This is a genomic window from Mesorhizobium sp. P3_A8 (assembly GCF_056402995.1).
The window spans coordinates 131,299-146,576 of the sequence record NZ_JBFUGI010000010.1 but is presented as its reverse complement, the minus strand read 5'-3'; the positions used below and the strand labels follow the sequence as shown (position 1 = coordinate 146,576).

Sequence of the window (15,278 nt, the reverse complement as noted above, 5' to 3'; positions counted from 1 at the left end):
TATTTTCATGACTGAGCGACTTGCGGGAAAGACGGCCCTGGTTACCGGCGCCGCGCAGGGTATCGGCAAGGCGATCGCCGCGCGGCTGGCCGCCGACGGGGCAACCGTCATCGTCAGCGACATCAACGCCGAAGGCGCCAAGGCGGCCGCCGCGGCGATCGGCGGAAAGGCCAGCGCGATCGCCGCCGACATTTCCAATCCGGCATCGGTCAAGGCGCTCTTCGCCGAAATCCAGGCGCTGACCGGGGGCATCGATATTCTGGTCAACAATGCCAGCATCGTGCCGTTCATCGCCTGGGACGATGTCGATCTCGACCATTGGCGCAAGATCATCGACGTCAACCTTACAGGCACCTTCATCGTCACCCGCGCCGGCACCGACCAGATGCGTGCGGCAGGCAAGGCCGGGCGGGTGATCAGCATCGCCTCCAACACCTTCTTTGCCGGCACGCCGAACATGGCCGCCTATGTCGCGGCCAAGGGCGGCGTCATCGGCTTCACCAGAGCGCTGGCCACCGAGCTCGGCAAATACAACATCACCGCCAATGCGGTGACGCCCGGCCTGATCGAGAGCGACGGCGTCAAGGCGAGCCCGCACAATGAGGCGTTCGGCTTCGTCGAAATGCTGCAGGCGATGAAGGGCAAGGGCCAGCCGGAACACATCGCCGATGTCGTGTCGTTCCTAGCGAGCGAGGACGCGCGCTGGATCACCGGCCAGACACTGAATGTCGACGCCGGGATGGTCAGGCACTGAATTAGATTGCCGCCTTCTCAGCCCCGCAATGCGACCGGCGGCCGTACCATGGCCGCCTTGTCGCACTTGCCGGGTCAGGCTGCGTATCTGGCAATCACGCCGGGTTGCCTCGACCACTGGGCATACCAGCTGTCGAACAATTTGAGCTGCGCCTCGGCATAACCGCGCTGGCTGTCGCTCAGGGCATCCGTCTCGTTGAAGTGCAGCTCGTATTCGGGAGCTCCCTTCAGCACCATCATGTGCTTGAAATAGAGCACCAGGTCAGGGCCTTCGTCGAAGGAGGACAGCACGGCGAGCGCGGCGTCCAGTTCCAGCGCGCTCTGGCGGGCCTCGACGTCGCCCTTGGCCGCCGCCTGGCTCAAGCCCACAAGGTGCAACACCTCCTTGGGCAGGACGTTGCCGATGCCGGTGATGGCGCCGGACGCACCGCAATTGACGAAGCCGTGGAAGACGGCGGTGTCGACACCGATCATCAGCGCCACCTCATCGTCGCGGCTGGTGATGTTTTCCGCCGCATAGCGCAGATCCGACGGGCCGCCGAACTCCTTGAAGCCGACCAGGTTAGGATGTTCGGCGCGCAGGGCAAAGAACAGCTCGGCGCGTGTGGCAAAGCCGTAATAGGGGCTGTTGTAGATGACCGCTGGCAGGTCGGGTGCGGCCGCCAGGATCGCCTTGAAATGATTGCGCTGCGCCGTCACCGAGGGCCCGCGCGACAGAACGCGCGGGATTACCATCAGGCCCCGGGCACCGACCTTCTGGGCGTGCGCCGCATGGGCCACGGCCTTGGCAGTGTTCACCGCGCCGGTTCCCACGATCACCGGCACGCCGGCTTTCACCAGGCGCTCGACGCCTTCCATGCGCTGCTCGTCGGTCAACAGCGGCCAGTCGCCCATCGAGCCGCAATAGACGACGGCCGACATGCCGGCCGCGATCAACTCGCGTCCCTTGCGCACCAGCGCGTCGAAGTCGGGTTGGCGGTCCTGCGTGCACGGGGTCATCAACGCCGGCATGCAGCCGGAAAAAACATTAGAGGTCATTTCGGATTCTCCTTGAGGCTGGCACGCAGATTGACCAGTTTGTCCCGAGCGGCATGGCTTGCCAAGCAAAATAGTTGTGGCCGCCAGGGACCAACGCAGGAACAACAATGCGCAGCAAAACCAGCATTCATGTCATCGGCTGCCATGCCGAAGGCGAAATCGGCGACGTCATCGTCGGCGGTGTCCTGCCGCCGGCGGGCCGCACGATGATGGAGAAGATGATCACGATGGAACGTGATCATGACCATATCAGGCGCATGCTGATCTGCGAGCCGCGCGGCAGCGTCGCGCGCCACGTCAACCTGCTCGTTCCCTCGACGCGCGAGGATTGCGTCGCCGGCGCCATCATCATGGAGCCGACGGAGTATCCGCCGATGTCCGGTTCCAACACCATATGCATCGCCACGGTGCTGCTCGAAACCGGCATGGTGCCGATGCAGGAGCCCGAGACGCGCTTCAAACTCGACATGCCGGGTGGCGTCATCGAGGTGCGTGCCGAATGCCGCGACGGCAAATGCGTCTCGATCACCTTCCGCAACGCGCCCGCCTTTGCCGAACGTCTCGACGCTGCCATCGAGGTCGAAGGGCTCGGCACGCTCATTGTCGACATCGCCTATGGCGGCATGTTCTACGCCATCGTCGATGCCAAGGCGCTCGGCTTCTCGGTCTCCCCCGACGAGGCGCGCGAGATCGCGGTGGCCGGTGAGAAGGTCCGCCGGGCCGCGCGCGAGCAACTCGACGTCGTCCATCCGGACTTCGAGCATGTGCGCGGCGTGTCGATCGTGCAGTTCGCCATGCCGTTCCAGGGGCCGGGCAACGTCACGCGCAACACCTGCATCGTCTCGCCGGGCCGCTCGGACCGCAGCCCGACGGGCACCGGCACATCGGCGCGCATGGCCGTGCTGCAAGCCCGGGGCTTGATGGACGTTGGCGACGTGTTGATCCATGAATCGATCATCGGCTCGCGCTTCACGGGTCGGATTGTGGATCTGGCGGAAATCGGCGCCCGCAAGGCGATCGTTCCGGAGATCACTGGCCGGGCCTGGATCACCGGTGAGCACAGCTACTATCTCGATCCGACCGATCCTTATCCCCAGGGCTACGTGCTGTCGGATACCTGGGGCACCTCCACTTCGGTGAAGCAGTAGTCAGAGCCGGCCTTCTCAAGCGTCGGGCAATTCGCTGGACTGGCGAGTTCCCGCCAGGCGAGAATGGTCTCAACGGCGGCATCCGTCGCGTTCGCACTTGGTGAGAATTCGCGCATGAACATAGATGGTATCTGCGATCCGCGCTTTGGCGCCGTGCGCGAGGCGTTCGCCGCGTGTTTCGCGCAAGGGCTGGAACATGGCGGTGGCGTAAGCGTCGTCGTTCACGACAAGACTGTCGTTGATCTGTGGGGCGGTCATGCGGATGCCGCTCGAACCCGCCCGTGGCGGCAGGACACGCTGATCAATGTCTGGTCCTCCACCAAAGGCGTCGTGGCGCTGGCGATCGCTATGTTGGTGGAGCGCGGCAAGCTGGATTATGCCGCACCCATTGCCCATTACTGGCCGGAATTCGCGGCCGGCGGCAAGGAACGCATCACGCTCGATCAGGTGATGTCGCACCAGGCTGGGTTGAATGGCCTTGCCGTGCCGATGGACGAAGCGGGTCTGCTCGCATGGACGCCCTTTGTCGACGCGCTTGCGGCCATGTCGCCCCTATGGGAGCCCGGCAGCCGCTCCATCTATCACGCGCTTACCTACGGCCATCTTGCTGGCGAAGTGCTGCGACGCGTGGACGGGCGAAGCATCGGCCGCTTCATCGCGGAAGAGATCGCAGGCCCGCTCGGAGCCGATTTTCATGTCGGTCTGCCGGACCGCGAGGATTACAGGGTGGCCGAGATGATCGAGGGGCCCAGGACTTCGGACTGGGTCGAGTTTGTCCGCGCCTCGCCATTTCCGCACGCAAGCGACAATCCGGTGCCGCGTGCATTGGCCCCCAATGACCGCGTCTGGCGCGCCGCCGAAGTGCCGGGCGGCAACGGCCAGTCGACGGCGCACGCACTGGCCCGCATTTACGGCATGATGGCAGCCGGCGGTGTCTGCGAGGGCAAGCCTCTGATCAGTCGCGCGGCAATCGAAGCGGCGGTGCGACCGCGGTTTCGCGGCATGGATGAAAGCTTTGCCGCACCGGCCGCCGTCGCCGCCGGCTATCAGATGGAGGATCCAGTCTATGCCGGCCGCGCATCGCCGCAAACGTTCGGCCACTCTGGCTGGGGCGGCGCCATCGGCTTTGCCGATCCCGGCGCCGGCGTCGGTTTCAGCTACGTCACCAACCGCATGCTGGGTTTCGACGACATCGACCCACGCCGCAAGGTGTTGATCGACGCCGTTTACGACTCGCTCTGACGGGAATAGAGACAGTGCACTTTGATCGCTATTCGCCTTTGCTGCGGCTGCGTGTAGATTGACCGAATGGCTCGCCTCGCTCACAGTATCGTTCCCGGACTGCCGCATCACGTGCCACAGCGCGGCAACGGGTGAGGAAAAATTAGTGCACTGTCACCGTAACTCCCAGCCGCGGCGAGATTGGGCGATAACTGCGAATTACGGTGACAGTGCACTTTTTGTCGTATTTACCCGGTCATCGCTGATCTGACGCCGGTGGAAAGGACCGGCTGCCGTCGTCGCGGCTTTCGATGCCCTGCGCAAGGCGGAACATCGGCCAACAAACCTGTGGCTAATCCCTCTCCCACACCCCCGCAAATCTCCGCATCGCACCACCATCTGTAGTAGTCTCACCCTGAAAACCCCGGTTGAGAATCAGCCGGGGTGGCGGGTGGTTGATTGTGGCGACACTCAACGCGCAATTTCTGGATTTTTTCGACTGGTGGCTCGGCGAGCTGCGAGGGGTCTGGGCGTGGCTTACACCCAGGCGGAAGCAATCTTCCACCGCCGACTGGATCGTCAGCCTGGCGGATGACGGCATTCGCGTGCGCGAGGCCAATGCGCCGGAATTCCAGTCGATCCCCTCGGCGCTCACGGCCTCCTCGGACGAGATCCTGGCGCTGCTCCAGGGCGGAGCTCGGCGCAGGCGGCCGAGCTTCGATATTGCGATCCAGCCCGGCCTGTTCCTGACCCGGCAACTGGCGCCGCGGCGCCTGCCTGTTCGACAGGCGCGCGACATGGCCGAACTCGACCTTCTGGCCGCGACGCCGATCGACCCGGCGCAGGTGCATGTCGTCTTCGCCGCGACGGCGGAAGAAGACAGTTCCTACCATGTCGTCAAGGCGAAGACGCTTGCCGCCGTGCTGGACGCGGTTCGCCGTGCCGGTGGCTCGGTCCGCAGCCTGTCGCTGTCGCAGCCGGCCGGCACGCTGCGTGCCGATCCGCTCAGCCTCGCCGCCATCTGGCCACTGAGCCGGCGTGACCGGCGCGCCAGGACCGCGTGGGTTACCGCCCTGTCGATCCTGGCCGGGGCAGTGCTGGTGACCTTCGCGCATGCGCATTGGCGCGCCTGGCAGGCGGAGGCCGAACTGGACACGCAGATCGCCGATGCGCAGGTGCTGGCCAAGGCGGCGCGCACCTCGCTGCAGAAGCGCCAGGCCGGCATCGAGCGTATCGAAAAGATCCGTCAGGAAAAGAAGACGACGGCATCGCTGGTGCGCGTATGGGCTGAGCTGACGCATCTGCTGCCCGACACCGCCTGGCTGACCGATCTCTCGGCCAAGGGCGACGACCTGACCATTTCAGGCTTCTCCACCTCGGCTGCCGAACTGATCCAGCCGATCGACGCCTCGCCGCTGTTTTCGGCGCCTGAATTCGCGTCACCGGTGGTCAAGGTCCCCGGTCAGGACGGCGAGCACTTCACCATTTCGGCCAAGATCGGAGCGCTCTGACGATGCTCTCCGCCATCCTCAACACAAGGCCGACGATCCGCCGCCTGATCGCGCTGGCACTGGCCGTGGTCGCAGCCTGTGTCCTCGCCTGGGTGGTGTTCGCGGCATTCGACAGCGTCGCCTCCGCACAGGCCGGGATCGAGGAAAAGCGTGAGCTTCTCGGCCAGCTGCAGAGCGTGGCCGCCTTGGCAAAGCGCCTCGACAGCGCCGCCAGTCCGGAAGCGGCGGCCAATCCCGAATTTCTCACCGGCGGGAGCGAAGCTATCATCCGCGGCGGGCTGCAGACCCGGCTCAACGCGATTGCCGCCGCCAATGGGGTCAGCGTGCTGTCGGCCGGCAATGCCCCGGTGCTGAGCGAAGCCGGCGTCGATTTCATCGGGCTGCGGGCCAATCTTTCAGGGCCGCTGGAGGGCATCCACAACGCCATCCTCGCCATCGAAACGTCGCTGCCGGTGCTGTTCATTCGCGAGGCCACCTTGCGCACCACCGATGTCGGACCCGCGGCGGGACGGACCGGGGATCCGGAGATCTTTGCCGAGCTCCTGTTTTACGGGCCGCTGCAAACGCAGATGGCGCCCGCCGGGGTCAAGCCATGACCGGGAAATTCGCTGGCCTGGCGATTGCGGCCGTGGTCGCGGCCCTCGCTTTGGTCAATGTCGCGCTCTACGATACGCCTGTCGACATCACGCCCGTCGCCTCCGGCAAGGGGCATGATGGTGGCCCGGCTTCCGCATCGGGGTCACTGCAATTTCCCGAAGCCGGCGATTTCAGCGAGACGTTCCAGCGTCCGCTGTTTACGCCGACACGCCGGAAATTCGTGCCGCCGCCGGTCGCGCCGCCGCCGCCGGTCGAGGTTGCTGTCGCACCCGTCGAACAAGCGCCGCCGCCACCTCCGCCCGAGGTGCCGGTCGTTGCGCCGTCGCTTCTGGGCATCAGCATTCACGGCGGAGCGGCCAAGGCGCTGCTGCGCGTCGCCGGCAGCGAGACCGCGCTCTGGTATGGCAGTGGCGAGACCGTCGACGGCTGGACGGTGTCGGCGATCGACAAGGATCAAGCCGTGCTGGAACGGGATGGCAAGGTAGCGCGTGTGCCGCTTTATCCGCCCTGGAAGAATGTCCAGCCACCCCCAAATGTCCCGCAATTATGAGCGACCGCGCACGCCATGACAGCGCGAATGCGAGCGCAGCGGACGAAGGCGCCAGCGCCGGCTTTTCGCTGGTCGCCGTGCTGGTGTTCATGCTCGTCGTTTCGGCGATCGTCGTTCCGTTTGCCGTCACGGCCAAAACGCGGCTGATGATCGCCAACAACGAGGTCGAGCAGGAGCGTCTGTCGCTGCTTGCCGAAGGCCTCGGCAATGTGGTTGCCAGCCAATTGAGCGGAGGCGAGGGCGCAAAAAAGTTTCCGCTGGATTCCACACCGACAGCCTGCCGGTCGGGGGCATTCAGTTTCAATGTGCGCGTCCAGGATCATGGCGGGCTGATCGATCTCAACGCTGCCGATGACCGTTTGCTGGGGCTTGGCTTTGCAGCGCTCGGCTTTCAGCAGCAGGCATCGGATGAACTGGCCAAGGCCGCGATCCGGTTTCGCGACAGCGCCAAGCTGTTCGCCGGCTTGCCGCAGTCCAGAAGCGCCGTCGGACCGCCGGAAGACAAGCAGGCGCCGTTCGAATCGGTGTCCGAACTGCAGGAGTTTTCGGCCCTGACGTCGATACCGCTGCAGACCCTGAATGGTGTTTTCACGGTCAACTCGAAGCGTGGCACGATCAGCGCCGACCGCGCGCCAAGCCGTCTTCGCGCGGCCCTTGCCGGCGGCTCCAGCGCTTCGGTCGTAGAGGCGTCGGCCGACGCATCGGCCTACACGGTCGACGTGGTGGTGAGACGCGACGGTTCCGGGATCACGGGCGAGGCCGGGTTCATCATCGAGAAATCTGCGACAGGCGCGGCATTCTCCCGCGTCGCCCGAAGCCCGGTCACCGAAGCCGACGCCCTGCCGCCAGTCGCCGATACCGCCGACTGCGAAGTGCTTTTCGGCACCGAGGCGGCGCAGATCCTGCGGGGATGGAGCTCATGAACGCTTCCGCCCAGACAAAGGGGATAGAGGCGTTTCTCACCTTTCTCGAGGGCGAGAAAGTACTGAGCGCGCATGCCGCCCAACGCGCGCTCGGGGCATCGCGAACATCGGGGCATCCGTTTGATACGGTGATGACCGAACTCGGGCTGATCGGCGAACAGGAGCTCGCCAACAGCCTCAGCCGTTATCTCGAGGCGCCGATGCCGGTCGAGATTCCCGAACAGATCAGCCCCGAAATGCTGGCAAGCGTGCCGCTGGCCTATCTCCGGGAAAACGCCATCCTGCCGCTGCAGATGGACGCCGAGCGGCTGGTCGTCGCCGTCGCCGATCCTTTCTCCTCGGCCACCATCGACGCACTGGCCTTCCACTATGAGCGGACACTGGCGCTGCGCATCTTGCCAAGACGCATGATCGCCGAACACATCGATCGCATCGAGCAATCGGCCATGGCTGCCGTTTCGAACGGCGGCGGCAGCGGTGAAACCCTGGATTTCGGCCCTGACGACCTCGATCGGTTGAAGGATTTCGCCCGTGAGGCGCCGATCGTGCGCTTCGTCGCCGAGACCATCCACAAGGCGGTCGACGCAAGGGCCACCGACATTCACATCGAGCCGCTCGAGGATCACGTCCGCATCCGCTTCAGGCATGACGGCATGCTGTCCACCGTCGATACCGCCTCGATCGCGATGCTGTCCGGTATCTCCACCCGCATCAAGATCCTGTCGCGGCTCAACATTGCCGAACGGCGCCTGCCGCAGGACGGTCGCATGCGCATTGCCGTGCGCGGCAGGGATGTCGACCTGCGCGTCTCGGTCATTCCCTCCATCCACGGCGAGGCCATCGTGCTTCGCATTCTCGACCGCTCCGGCGTTGAACTGAAGCTGGAGAAACTCGGCTTCGACGGCGCCGCGCAAGCGAAGATCCGCAACATGTCGCAAGCCGCCAACGGCATCGTGCTGATCACCGGGCCGACCGGCAGCGGCAAGACGACGACGCTCTATTCCATCCTGGCCGAGCGTTCGCGGCCGGATGTCAAGATTTTCACGGTCGAGGATCCGGTCGAGTACCGCATGGCGGGCATCACCCAGTTGCAGGTCAATCCGGCGATTGACCTCGACTTCGCCGCCGCCTTGCGCTCGATCCTGCGCCAGGATCCCGACATCATCCTGCTCGGCGAAATCCGCGATCGCGAGACGGCGCAGGTCGCGGTCCAGGCGGCGCTCACCGGCCATCTCGTGTTCTCGACGCTGCACACCAACAGTGCCGCCGGCGCGCTGACGCGCCTTCGCGACATGGGCATCGATGGCTATCTGCTCGGCGCGACCATCCGCGGCGTCATCGCGCAGCGGCTGTTGCGCCGCGTCTGCCCGACCTGCCACGGTGCGGTGCAGGCCGGCCCGGCCTGCCGCACCTGCAACGGCTCCGGCTACAGCGGCCGCACGGTGACCTATGAAATGCTGCAAGTGTCGCCGCGCATCGCCGAGCTTATCGACCAGGGCGCCGGCGAAATGGAGATCGGCCGCATCGCCGCCGAGGACGACCTCGTGCCGATGTCGGTCCACGCAACCGCCCTTGCCCGATCGCAGGTCACCACGATGGACGAAGTCCGGCGTGTTATCGACCTCGCGGGAGGTGGCTGATGCCGGCCTTTGCCTATCGCGCCTACCTGGCCGACGGCTCGACGGAGGCCGGCGTTCTCGATGCGTCGACCAAACAGGACGCCGCCCGCAAACTGGCGCAGCAGGGGCGCCGATCCTACCATCTTGCGCCCGTGAACAGCGAAAGGCCGCAGCTTCGCCTGCCGGGACGCAGCGCGCTGACTCTTACCAGAAAGGTCGACCTCAGCCGCTTGTTCTCCGAACTCTCGGTGCTTCTGAATGCCGGCTTCACGGTCGACCGCGCCCTGGGCGCGGTCATCTCCGGCGAAGCCAACCGGCAGCGGCGCCAGCAACTGCAATCGGTGCTCGATCTGACGACCGGCGGCCGGCCGATCGCCGAGGCCTTTGCCAGCCTGCCGGGCATCACCCCCGATATTGCCGCCCTGCTTGCCAGCGGCGAGCGCAGCGGCAAGATGGCCTATATCTGCCAGCGGCTGGCGGACACGTTCGAGGCGACGGCCGAGCGCCGCGCGGCAATCGGCGAGGCGCTGGCCTATCCGGCTTTCCTGCTGCTGGTGATGAGCGGGGCGCTGGTCATTCTGGCGACGGTCCTGGTGCCTGCGCTGGAGCCGATCTTCGAAGGGTCATCCGCCCCCAAGCCGTTCACCATGACAGTGCTGTCGGCCTTCGGCACGGTGTTTCGCGACTACCCCTTCGTTTTCCCGCTGGCGGCGGTCCTCGGCTTGCTTTGTTACCTTCTGGTGTCGCGGTCTGCTGGCGCCAGACGACAGCTTTCGCACTGGCTGTTGAAGATCCCGCTGATCGGCGCGCTGGTCAGGGATGCCGTGGTCGCGCGTTATCTCGAAACGCTTGCGCTGCTGCTCGGCAATGGCGTGGCGATGACCGAGGCGCTTGGCCTCGCCGCCAACGTTTCCCGGCAGAGTTCATTGGCCGCAAGCTTTGCCACGATCGAAGAAAACGTCGCCAATGGCGCGCGCCTGCACAGCGCGATCGTCAAGGCGGGGATTTTCGGCCACGCGACAATGTCGCTGGTCTCGCTTGGCGAAGAGGCCAATGCGCTTCCGGTGGTGCTGGATCGCGCCGCCAAGATGCTCCAGCTGACGCTGACGCGGCGGATCGACACCGTGCTGAAGCTGTTGACGCCGGCGCTGACGATCTCGCTCGGCTTTCTCGTCGGCAGCCTGGTCATTTCGGTGATGACGACGATCCTCAGCATCAACGATCTGGCGCTGCAATGACGGCCGCGCCTAAAGACACACAGGCGGGTGCAACGGCCGGATTCACCCTGGTCGAAATGCTGGTGGTGTTGGCGATCATGGCGCTTGTCGCCGCAATCGCTGCGCCAGGGCTGGTAAGCCACTATCGCACCAGGAGCCTGGAGACGGTGGCCGGCGAGATCACCATGCGGCTGCGCCTGTCGCGCACATCGGCCATCGCCACCGCCCGGCCGAGGCAGGTCGTTGTCGATCTCGGCGCCCGTCTCATCCGCTTCGGCGAACGAGACAATGTCGCCCTGCCGGACGATGTCAAAATGACCGTGACCACTGGTCGGGAAACTGTTGTCGCCGACCGGCAGACGGTCCTGACCTTCCTTCCCGACGGCAGCGCTTCCGGCATGGATATCGCCCTCGAGCAAAAAGGCCGGACCGCGCGCATCGCGGTCAACTGGCTGACCGGGCTTTCGACATGGCGGACACTGCCATGACCGGGTCATCTGTGACCGACCCATCGTCCCAGATTTCTTCCGAAGACGGATTCTCGATCCTGGAGATGATCGTCGCCATGACGATCCTGGCGCTCGTGCTTGGCGTCGCCAGCCAGTCGATCGTGCTGGCCAGCCGCAGCATTGCCGCGGCCAAACGCCAGGTCGAAACGGCCAGAACCGTCCGCGTGATGCTGGCCGACTACGAGGCCCGGGCGCAAACCGTGGCGCAGCCCGGCTGGACCCTGAAGACCCGCACGATAGACGTGGCGAAGGCGAGGGTGACCGCCGTTCTCATCGAGAAGCCGGGCGGGGCGTCCCCAGGCGGACCGTTTTTGACCTTTGTGCCGGCGCAAGGCCCGGCTGCGCCATGAGCTGGCTGTTCTCCTGGGCTTTGACGAAGGCCCGCGCCGTTTGCCGTCGTCTTGCAGGCGCTGCTTCGTTGGACGGCAAGTCGCGTCCGGAACCCTCGGCATCCGCAGCGGGGTTTGCGCTCATCGACGTGCTGGTGGGGCTGGCGCTCATCGGCGTCATCTCATCGCTGATGATGGTCTTTCTCGGCCAGGCGCGAACGATGATGCGCATCGAAAAGGCAACCGAGTTCCAGATGGAGGTCGACGCCGCATCGCGGTTCCTCGAGACGGCGATCAGCCACGCCGAACCTTTGCCTCTGTCGAAATCGTCGCCGGACCAGGTGCTTTATCTCAGCGGCGACGGCGCCCGGATCGAGTTCAATGCGGTTCAGGCGATCGGCTTCAAATCCTCGGCACTGCGCGAGATTGTCGTGTCGCTGGGCGGCCAGTCGGGAGGCGCTCTGGCCATCGTCCAGAAGACGCGGCGCGGCAGCAAACCCGGTGCCTCGATATCGAGCGAACCGGTGCGGCTGATCGGCGGCGTGAGCGCGATGAAATTCGAGTATCTCGACAGCACGCAGGCATCGCCATCCTGGCTGCCGGGTTGGAATGCGCCACGGCGGCTGCCTGCCGCCGTGCGGTTCACCGTCTCGGTTGTGCGCGATGGTGCGGCCTATTCATCGCGCGGTTTTGCCCGCCTCGATCTGGCGAATGCCCAGGTGCCGCGCACGAATTGAGCACCGATCCGCCGGCGGAGTTCCGATTGCCGTCAGTTGCTGACGTCCTGGTCTTCTCCGGTTCCGTCGGGCTTGCCGTCCTTGCCAAGGGTGCGGATGACCACGCCGCTGGCATCGGCCTTCACTTCGTAGGTGTAAGGCCTGCCCCACGGATCCTTCAGGCCGGTGCTTCCCTTGAGATACGGCCCGTTCCAGCGCGCCTCGCCGGCCGGCTGCGCGACCAGGGCATTGAGCCCCTCTTCACCGGTCGGATATTTCGCATTGTCGATATAGTAGAGCTCGAGCGCGCTTTCGATGTTTCGGATTTGCGCCTTGGCCGCATTGGTCCTGGCCGCGCCGAGATAGCGCAGCACCTGCGGTGCCGCGAGCGTGGCGATCAGCGCGATGATGGCGAGTACCACCAGCAGTTCGACCAGCGTGAAGCCGCTTTCGCTATCATCACGTTTGCGGCGCGATTCTTCGGAAGATTGAAGTCTTTCGGAGGGTTGAAGAAGGCGCATCATCAGAGCAGTCCCATGTCCAGACCTGCAAATTGCTCCAGCGCCCAGCTTGAGCCGAGGCCGATGGCGATAAACGGGCCGAAGGCGACGCGCGCCCGCGCTGCCGCCGGCCCTGTCGCCACCACCAGTCCGCCGACGAACAAAAGAGCGCTGGCGCTGGCGATGAACAGCAGCACCGGCAGCAGCAGCGGGCTGATCCAGCATGAAGCGGCCGCCAGCATCTTGACGTCGCCGAGGCCGAGTCCGATCCGGCCGGTCAACAGAAAATGGCCGCGCCGCAGCAGCCAGGCAGCGGTGAAAGTCACTGCGGCGAACAGCAGGTGCATCGGCAGACCGGCGGCGTCCGCCGCCGCCTGATAGGAAAGGCCGATGCCGGCCAGCGCCAAATTGAGCCCGTCCGGGATGATCTGCCGGCGGAAATCGGCGATCGCAATGGCGCAGAGAATGGCCGTCAGGGCGATCGTCGCAGCCAGCACGAGAGAAGGGTGCGCAGCCATCGTCAATACGCCAGCCTCTTCAGATCCTGCTGCAGCTTGGTGCCGCCGCGCCGCTTCTGGATCGGCGTCTGCAGGCTGATCTTGCCGCGGAATTCATCGGTCACTTCGCGGGCTTCGTTGATGTCGCGCACCACGCGCGGCCGGATGAAGATGATCAGTTCGGTGCGTCCAATGCTGTCCGTCTTCTGCTTGAACGCATTGCCGATAATCGGGATGTCGCCGAGGATGGGCACCTGGGTGCGGTCGACATTGTTGCGCGACTGGATCAGGCCGCCCAGCGCCAGGCTTTCACCGTCATTGACCAGCACCCGCGTCTGGATCTTGCGCTGCTGGATGGTCGGGGAATCGATGCCGGAGCTGGTCGTCTTCGTCACATTGCTGACCTCCTGCTCGATGTCGAGCATGACCCTGCCGGCAGCATTGATGCGTGGCGTCACCGTCAGGATGACGCCGGTGTCCTTCATCTCGACGGAGACGACCGGCGAACTGCCGAGCGTCTGGTCCACCACTTGCCGCGTGGCGATCGGCACCTGGTCGCCGACCTGCAAGACCGCTTTCTGGTTGTTGAGTGCCATGATGGTCGGGGCCGAGATGACATTGACGTCGGTGATGCTGGACAGCGCGTTCAGCGTCACCTGGATATTATCGGTCGCGTAGCTCCAGTTGAATCCGGGGAGTGCCGCCGCAGCCGCTCCCTTTGCTACGTCCGACAGCGAGATCTTCATGCCGCCATTCTCGAAGAACCAGCGCAGGCCGTATTTCAAATCGTCATTGAGCGTCACCTCGGCGATGACGGCTTCCAGCATGACTTGCGTCGGCAGCACGTCGACCTTGGCCAGGATCTGCTCGATGCGTTCATAGTCGCGCGCGGTGGTCTGGATCAGCAGCGCGTTGTTTTCGATATCGGCGACGACCGTGGCATGCGCGGGCGGCTGCCCGTCCTGCAAGGGCAGCGAAGGCGAGGGACCCGTCAACGGTGCCGGCGTCACGCCATCCGACTGCATGGCGATCGGCGTCTGGTCGGGCGACACGTTCGAGCCGCCGGATTCGCCTTCGGTCTTCACCGTGGTGCCGAGAACCGAGCTCAGCACCGCGGCCAGTTCCTTGGCCGGACGGTTCTGGATCTGATAGACGAAAAGCTGGTTCTCATTGGTCTCGGCCAGCCTGTCGAGCTTGTTGATCCAGGTCGAGGCGCGCGCCAGATAGGCCGGGCGCGAGGTGATCACCAGCACCGAGTTCAGCCGGTCGTTGGGGATGAACTGGATGAGCTTGGCGCCCGGCCCCTCCTTGGTGCCGAAGATCGAATCGAGCTCGGCGGCGACCGCTTCCGGCTTGGAGGTCTTCAGCGGATGCAGTGCCACCGACATGCCGCGCATCCAGTCGACATCGAACACCGAAACTGCTTCGCGGATGGCATTGAGGTCGCTGTCGCTGCCGGCGACGGTGATGATGTTGCGGGTGGAATCGACGCGCAGCACCGAGCCCTGGCGGGTGATCGGTTCGAGAATGGTCTTCATCTCGTCGGCGGCGATGAATTGCAGCTGCAGCACCTGCACCTTGACGCCGGGGCCGGACGGCGAGGTCGACGGCACGCTGACCGGCGGCGTCGAGGCCATGATCTCGGACAGCGGCACGATCTGGTAGGTGCCGCCGCGGCTGGTGATGCCGGCGGCGTTCACCGCCAGCGCCGATTGCAGGATGTCGACCAGCGCGTCCTGCGACACCGGCTGCGAGGTCTGCAGCGTCACCGTGCCTTGCACGCGCGGGTCGACGATGTAGTTGAGGTGCAGCGCGTCACCCAGCACCGCCTTGGCCGCGTCGGCGATAGGCGCATTGACCAGATTGAGCTCGAACTTGCCGGCGCCGTCGCTCGTCACCTTGGTGACGGGCGCGCCCGACGACACGAACTGGCCCGACCCCTGATACTGCGCGCCGTTGAAGCGCTGTGCGGCACTCTGCGCCGAGGTGACGGTGGCCGGCCCGGTATAGCCCGCCCGCAGCGGCGAGTTCTTGGCATGCAGGCTGTCGATGGTCTCGGTGAAAAAATCCTTGCCCGGCGAAGACGTGCAGCCGGCAACAGCCAGCAGCGTGCACAACACGACGCAATGACTAGGCTTGCTCGACATCCA

The 15,278-nt window shown here is 65.0% G+C and carries 16 protein-coding genes; 12 read left to right on the top strand and 4 right to left on the bottom strand.

Annotated elements, in window-relative coordinates; all coding sequences use genetic code 11:
- Positions 1-7: 7 nt before the first annotated feature.
- Positions 8-754, top strand: a complete 747-nt coding sequence (gene pldH / locus AC1DX4_RS23270; RefSeq protein WP_477222519.1) for a pyridoxal 4-dehydrogenase, SDR-type — start codon at positions 8-10, stop codon at positions 752-754.
- 74 nt (positions 755-828) lie between these two features.
- Here the strand turns inward: pldH and AC1DX4_RS23265 are convergent, their stop codons facing one another.
- Positions 829-1,791 (bottom strand): dihydrodipicolinate synthase family protein, encoded by a 963-nt coding sequence (locus AC1DX4_RS23265; RefSeq protein ID WP_477222518.1) that lies wholly within the window; start codon positions 1,789-1,791, stop codon positions 829-831.
- A gap of 107 nt (positions 1,792-1,898) precedes the next feature.
- Here AC1DX4_RS23265 and AC1DX4_RS23260 point away from each other — a divergent pair, with 107 nt between their 5' ends.
- The 11 genes from AC1DX4_RS23260 (at position 1,899) to AC1DX4_RS23210 (ending at position 12,152) form a co-directional block, all read left to right on the top strand.
- A complete protein-coding gene (locus tag AC1DX4_RS23260) occupies positions 1,899-2,939 on the top strand; it encodes a proline racemase family protein (protein WP_477222517.1) in 1,041 nt (346 codons plus the stop codon).
- A gap of 114 nt (positions 2,940-3,053) precedes the next feature.
- On the top strand, positions 3,054-4,181 hold the full coding sequence (locus tag AC1DX4_RS23255; RefSeq protein ID WP_477222516.1) for a serine hydrolase domain-containing protein: 1,128 nt from the start codon (positions 3,054-3,056) through the stop codon (positions 4,179-4,181).
- 440 nt (positions 4,182-4,621) lie between these two features.
- On the top strand, positions 4,622-5,671 hold the full coding sequence (locus AC1DX4_RS23250) for a PilN domain-containing protein (RefSeq protein ID WP_477222515.1): 1,050 nt from the start codon (positions 4,622-4,624) through the stop codon (positions 5,669-5,671).
- Between the two features lie 2 nt (positions 5,672-5,673).
- A complete protein-coding gene (gspM, locus tag AC1DX4_RS23245; protein ID WP_477222514.1) occupies positions 5,674-6,267 on the top strand; it encodes a type II secretion system protein GspM in 594 nt (197 codons plus the stop codon).
- On the top strand, positions 6,264-6,818 hold the full coding sequence (locus AC1DX4_RS23240) for a hypothetical protein (RefSeq protein WP_477222513.1): 555 nt from the start codon (positions 6,264-6,266) through the stop codon (positions 6,816-6,818). The genes gspM and AC1DX4_RS23240 overlap by 4 nt, the downstream gene beginning before the upstream one ends.
- Complete coding sequence (locus AC1DX4_RS23235) at positions 6,815-7,741, top strand: hypothetical protein (protein WP_477222512.1); 927 nt, start codon at positions 6,815-6,817, stop codon at positions 7,739-7,741. The genes AC1DX4_RS23240 and AC1DX4_RS23235 overlap by 4 nt, the downstream gene beginning before the upstream one ends.
- Complete coding sequence (locus tag AC1DX4_RS23230) at positions 7,738-9,381, top strand: GspE/PulE family protein (protein ID WP_477222511.1); 1,644 nt, start codon at positions 7,738-7,740, stop codon at positions 9,379-9,381. Before AC1DX4_RS23235 ends, AC1DX4_RS23230 begins: the two co-directional genes overlap by 4 nt.
- On the top strand, positions 9,381-10,598 hold the full coding sequence (locus AC1DX4_RS23225) for a type II secretion system F family protein (RefSeq protein ID WP_477222510.1): 1,218 nt from the start codon (positions 9,381-9,383) through the stop codon (positions 10,596-10,598). The genes AC1DX4_RS23230 and AC1DX4_RS23225 overlap by 1 nt, the downstream gene beginning before the upstream one ends.
- On the top strand, positions 10,595-11,065 hold the full coding sequence (locus AC1DX4_RS23220; protein WP_477222509.1) for a GspH/FimT family pseudopilin: 471 nt from the start codon (positions 10,595-10,597) through the stop codon (positions 11,063-11,065). Before AC1DX4_RS23225 ends, AC1DX4_RS23220 begins: the two co-directional genes overlap by 4 nt.
- Complete coding sequence (locus tag AC1DX4_RS23215; RefSeq protein WP_477222508.1) at positions 11,062-11,436, top strand: PulJ/GspJ family protein; 375 nt, start codon at positions 11,062-11,064, stop codon at positions 11,434-11,436. The genes AC1DX4_RS23220 and AC1DX4_RS23215 overlap by 4 nt, the downstream gene beginning before the upstream one ends.
- Positions 11,437-11,504: 68 nt before the next feature.
- Positions 11,505-12,152 (top strand): hypothetical protein, encoded by a 648-nt coding sequence (locus AC1DX4_RS23210; RefSeq protein WP_477222507.1) that lies wholly within the window; start codon positions 11,505-11,507, stop codon positions 12,150-12,152.
- Between the two features lie 32 nt (positions 12,153-12,184).
- On the opposite strand, the gene gspG is transcribed toward AC1DX4_RS23210, so the two are convergent.
- Genes gspG through gspD form a run of 3 tightly spaced genes read right to left on the bottom strand, consistent with a single transcriptional unit; the run spans position 12,185 to position 15,275 of the window.
- On the bottom strand, positions 12,185-12,655 hold the full coding sequence (gene gspG, locus AC1DX4_RS23205) for a type II secretion system major pseudopilin GspG (protein WP_477222506.1): 471 nt from the start codon (positions 12,653-12,655) through the stop codon (positions 12,185-12,187).
- Positions 12,655-13,149 carry a prepilin peptidase gene (locus AC1DX4_RS23200; protein ID WP_477222505.1) on the bottom strand — a complete coding sequence of 165 codons (495 nt, stop codon included), beginning with the start codon at positions 13,147-13,149 and terminating at the stop codon, positions 12,655-12,657. The genes gspG and AC1DX4_RS23200 overlap by 1 nt, the downstream gene beginning before the upstream one ends.
- A 2-nt stretch (positions 13,150-13,151) precedes the next feature.
- Positions 13,152-15,275: a type II secretion system secretin GspD gene (gene gspD, locus AC1DX4_RS23195; protein ID WP_477222504.1), complete on the bottom strand. Its 2,124-nt coding sequence runs from the start codon at positions 15,273-15,275 to the stop codon at positions 13,152-13,154.
- Positions 15,276-15,278: the final 3 nt, after the last annotated feature.

Coding starts and splice junctions, on each gene's coding strand:
- pldH (WP_477222519.1), top strand. CDS start 8: ATGACTGAGCGACTTGCGGGAAAGACGGCCCTGGTTACCGGCGCCGCG.
- AC1DX4_RS23265 (WP_477222518.1), bottom strand. CDS start 1,791: ATGACCTCTAATGTTTTTTCCGGCTGCATGCCGGCGTTGATGACCCCG.
- AC1DX4_RS23260 (WP_477222517.1), top strand. CDS start 1,899: ATGCGCAGCAAAACCAGCATTCATGTCATCGGCTGCCATGCCGAAGGC.
- AC1DX4_RS23255 (WP_477222516.1), top strand. CDS start 3,054: ATGAACATAGATGGTATCTGCGATCCGCGCTTTGGCGCCGTGCGCGAG.
- gspM (WP_477222514.1), top strand. CDS start 5,674: ATGCTCTCCGCCATCCTCAACACAAGGCCGACGATCCGCCGCCTGATC.
- AC1DX4_RS23240 (WP_477222513.1), top strand. CDS start 6,264: ATGACCGGGAAATTCGCTGGCCTGGCGATTGCGGCCGTGGTCGCGGCC.
- AC1DX4_RS23235 (WP_477222512.1), top strand. CDS start 6,815: ATGAGCGACCGCGCACGCCATGACAGCGCGAATGCGAGCGCAGCGGAC.
- AC1DX4_RS23230 (WP_477222511.1), top strand. CDS start 7,738: ATGAACGCTTCCGCCCAGACAAAGGGGATAGAGGCGTTTCTCACCTTT.
- AC1DX4_RS23225 (WP_477222510.1), top strand. CDS start 9,381: ATGCCGGCCTTTGCCTATCGCGCCTACCTGGCCGACGGCTCGACGGAG.
- AC1DX4_RS23220 (WP_477222509.1), top strand. CDS start 10,595: ATGACGGCCGCGCCTAAAGACACACAGGCGGGTGCAACGGCCGGATTC.
- AC1DX4_RS23215 (WP_477222508.1), top strand. CDS start 11,062: ATGACCGGGTCATCTGTGACCGACCCATCGTCCCAGATTTCTTCCGAA.
- gspG (WP_477222506.1), bottom strand. CDS start 12,655: ATGATGCGCCTTCTTCAACCCTCCGAAAGACTTCAATCTTCCGAAGAA.
- AC1DX4_RS23200 (WP_477222505.1), bottom strand. CDS start 13,149: ATGGCTGCGCACCCTTCTCTCGTGCTGGCTGCGACGATCGCCCTGACG.
- gspD (WP_477222504.1), bottom strand. CDS start 15,275: ATGTCGAGCAAGCCTAGTCATTGCGTCGTGTTGTGCACGCTGCTGGCT.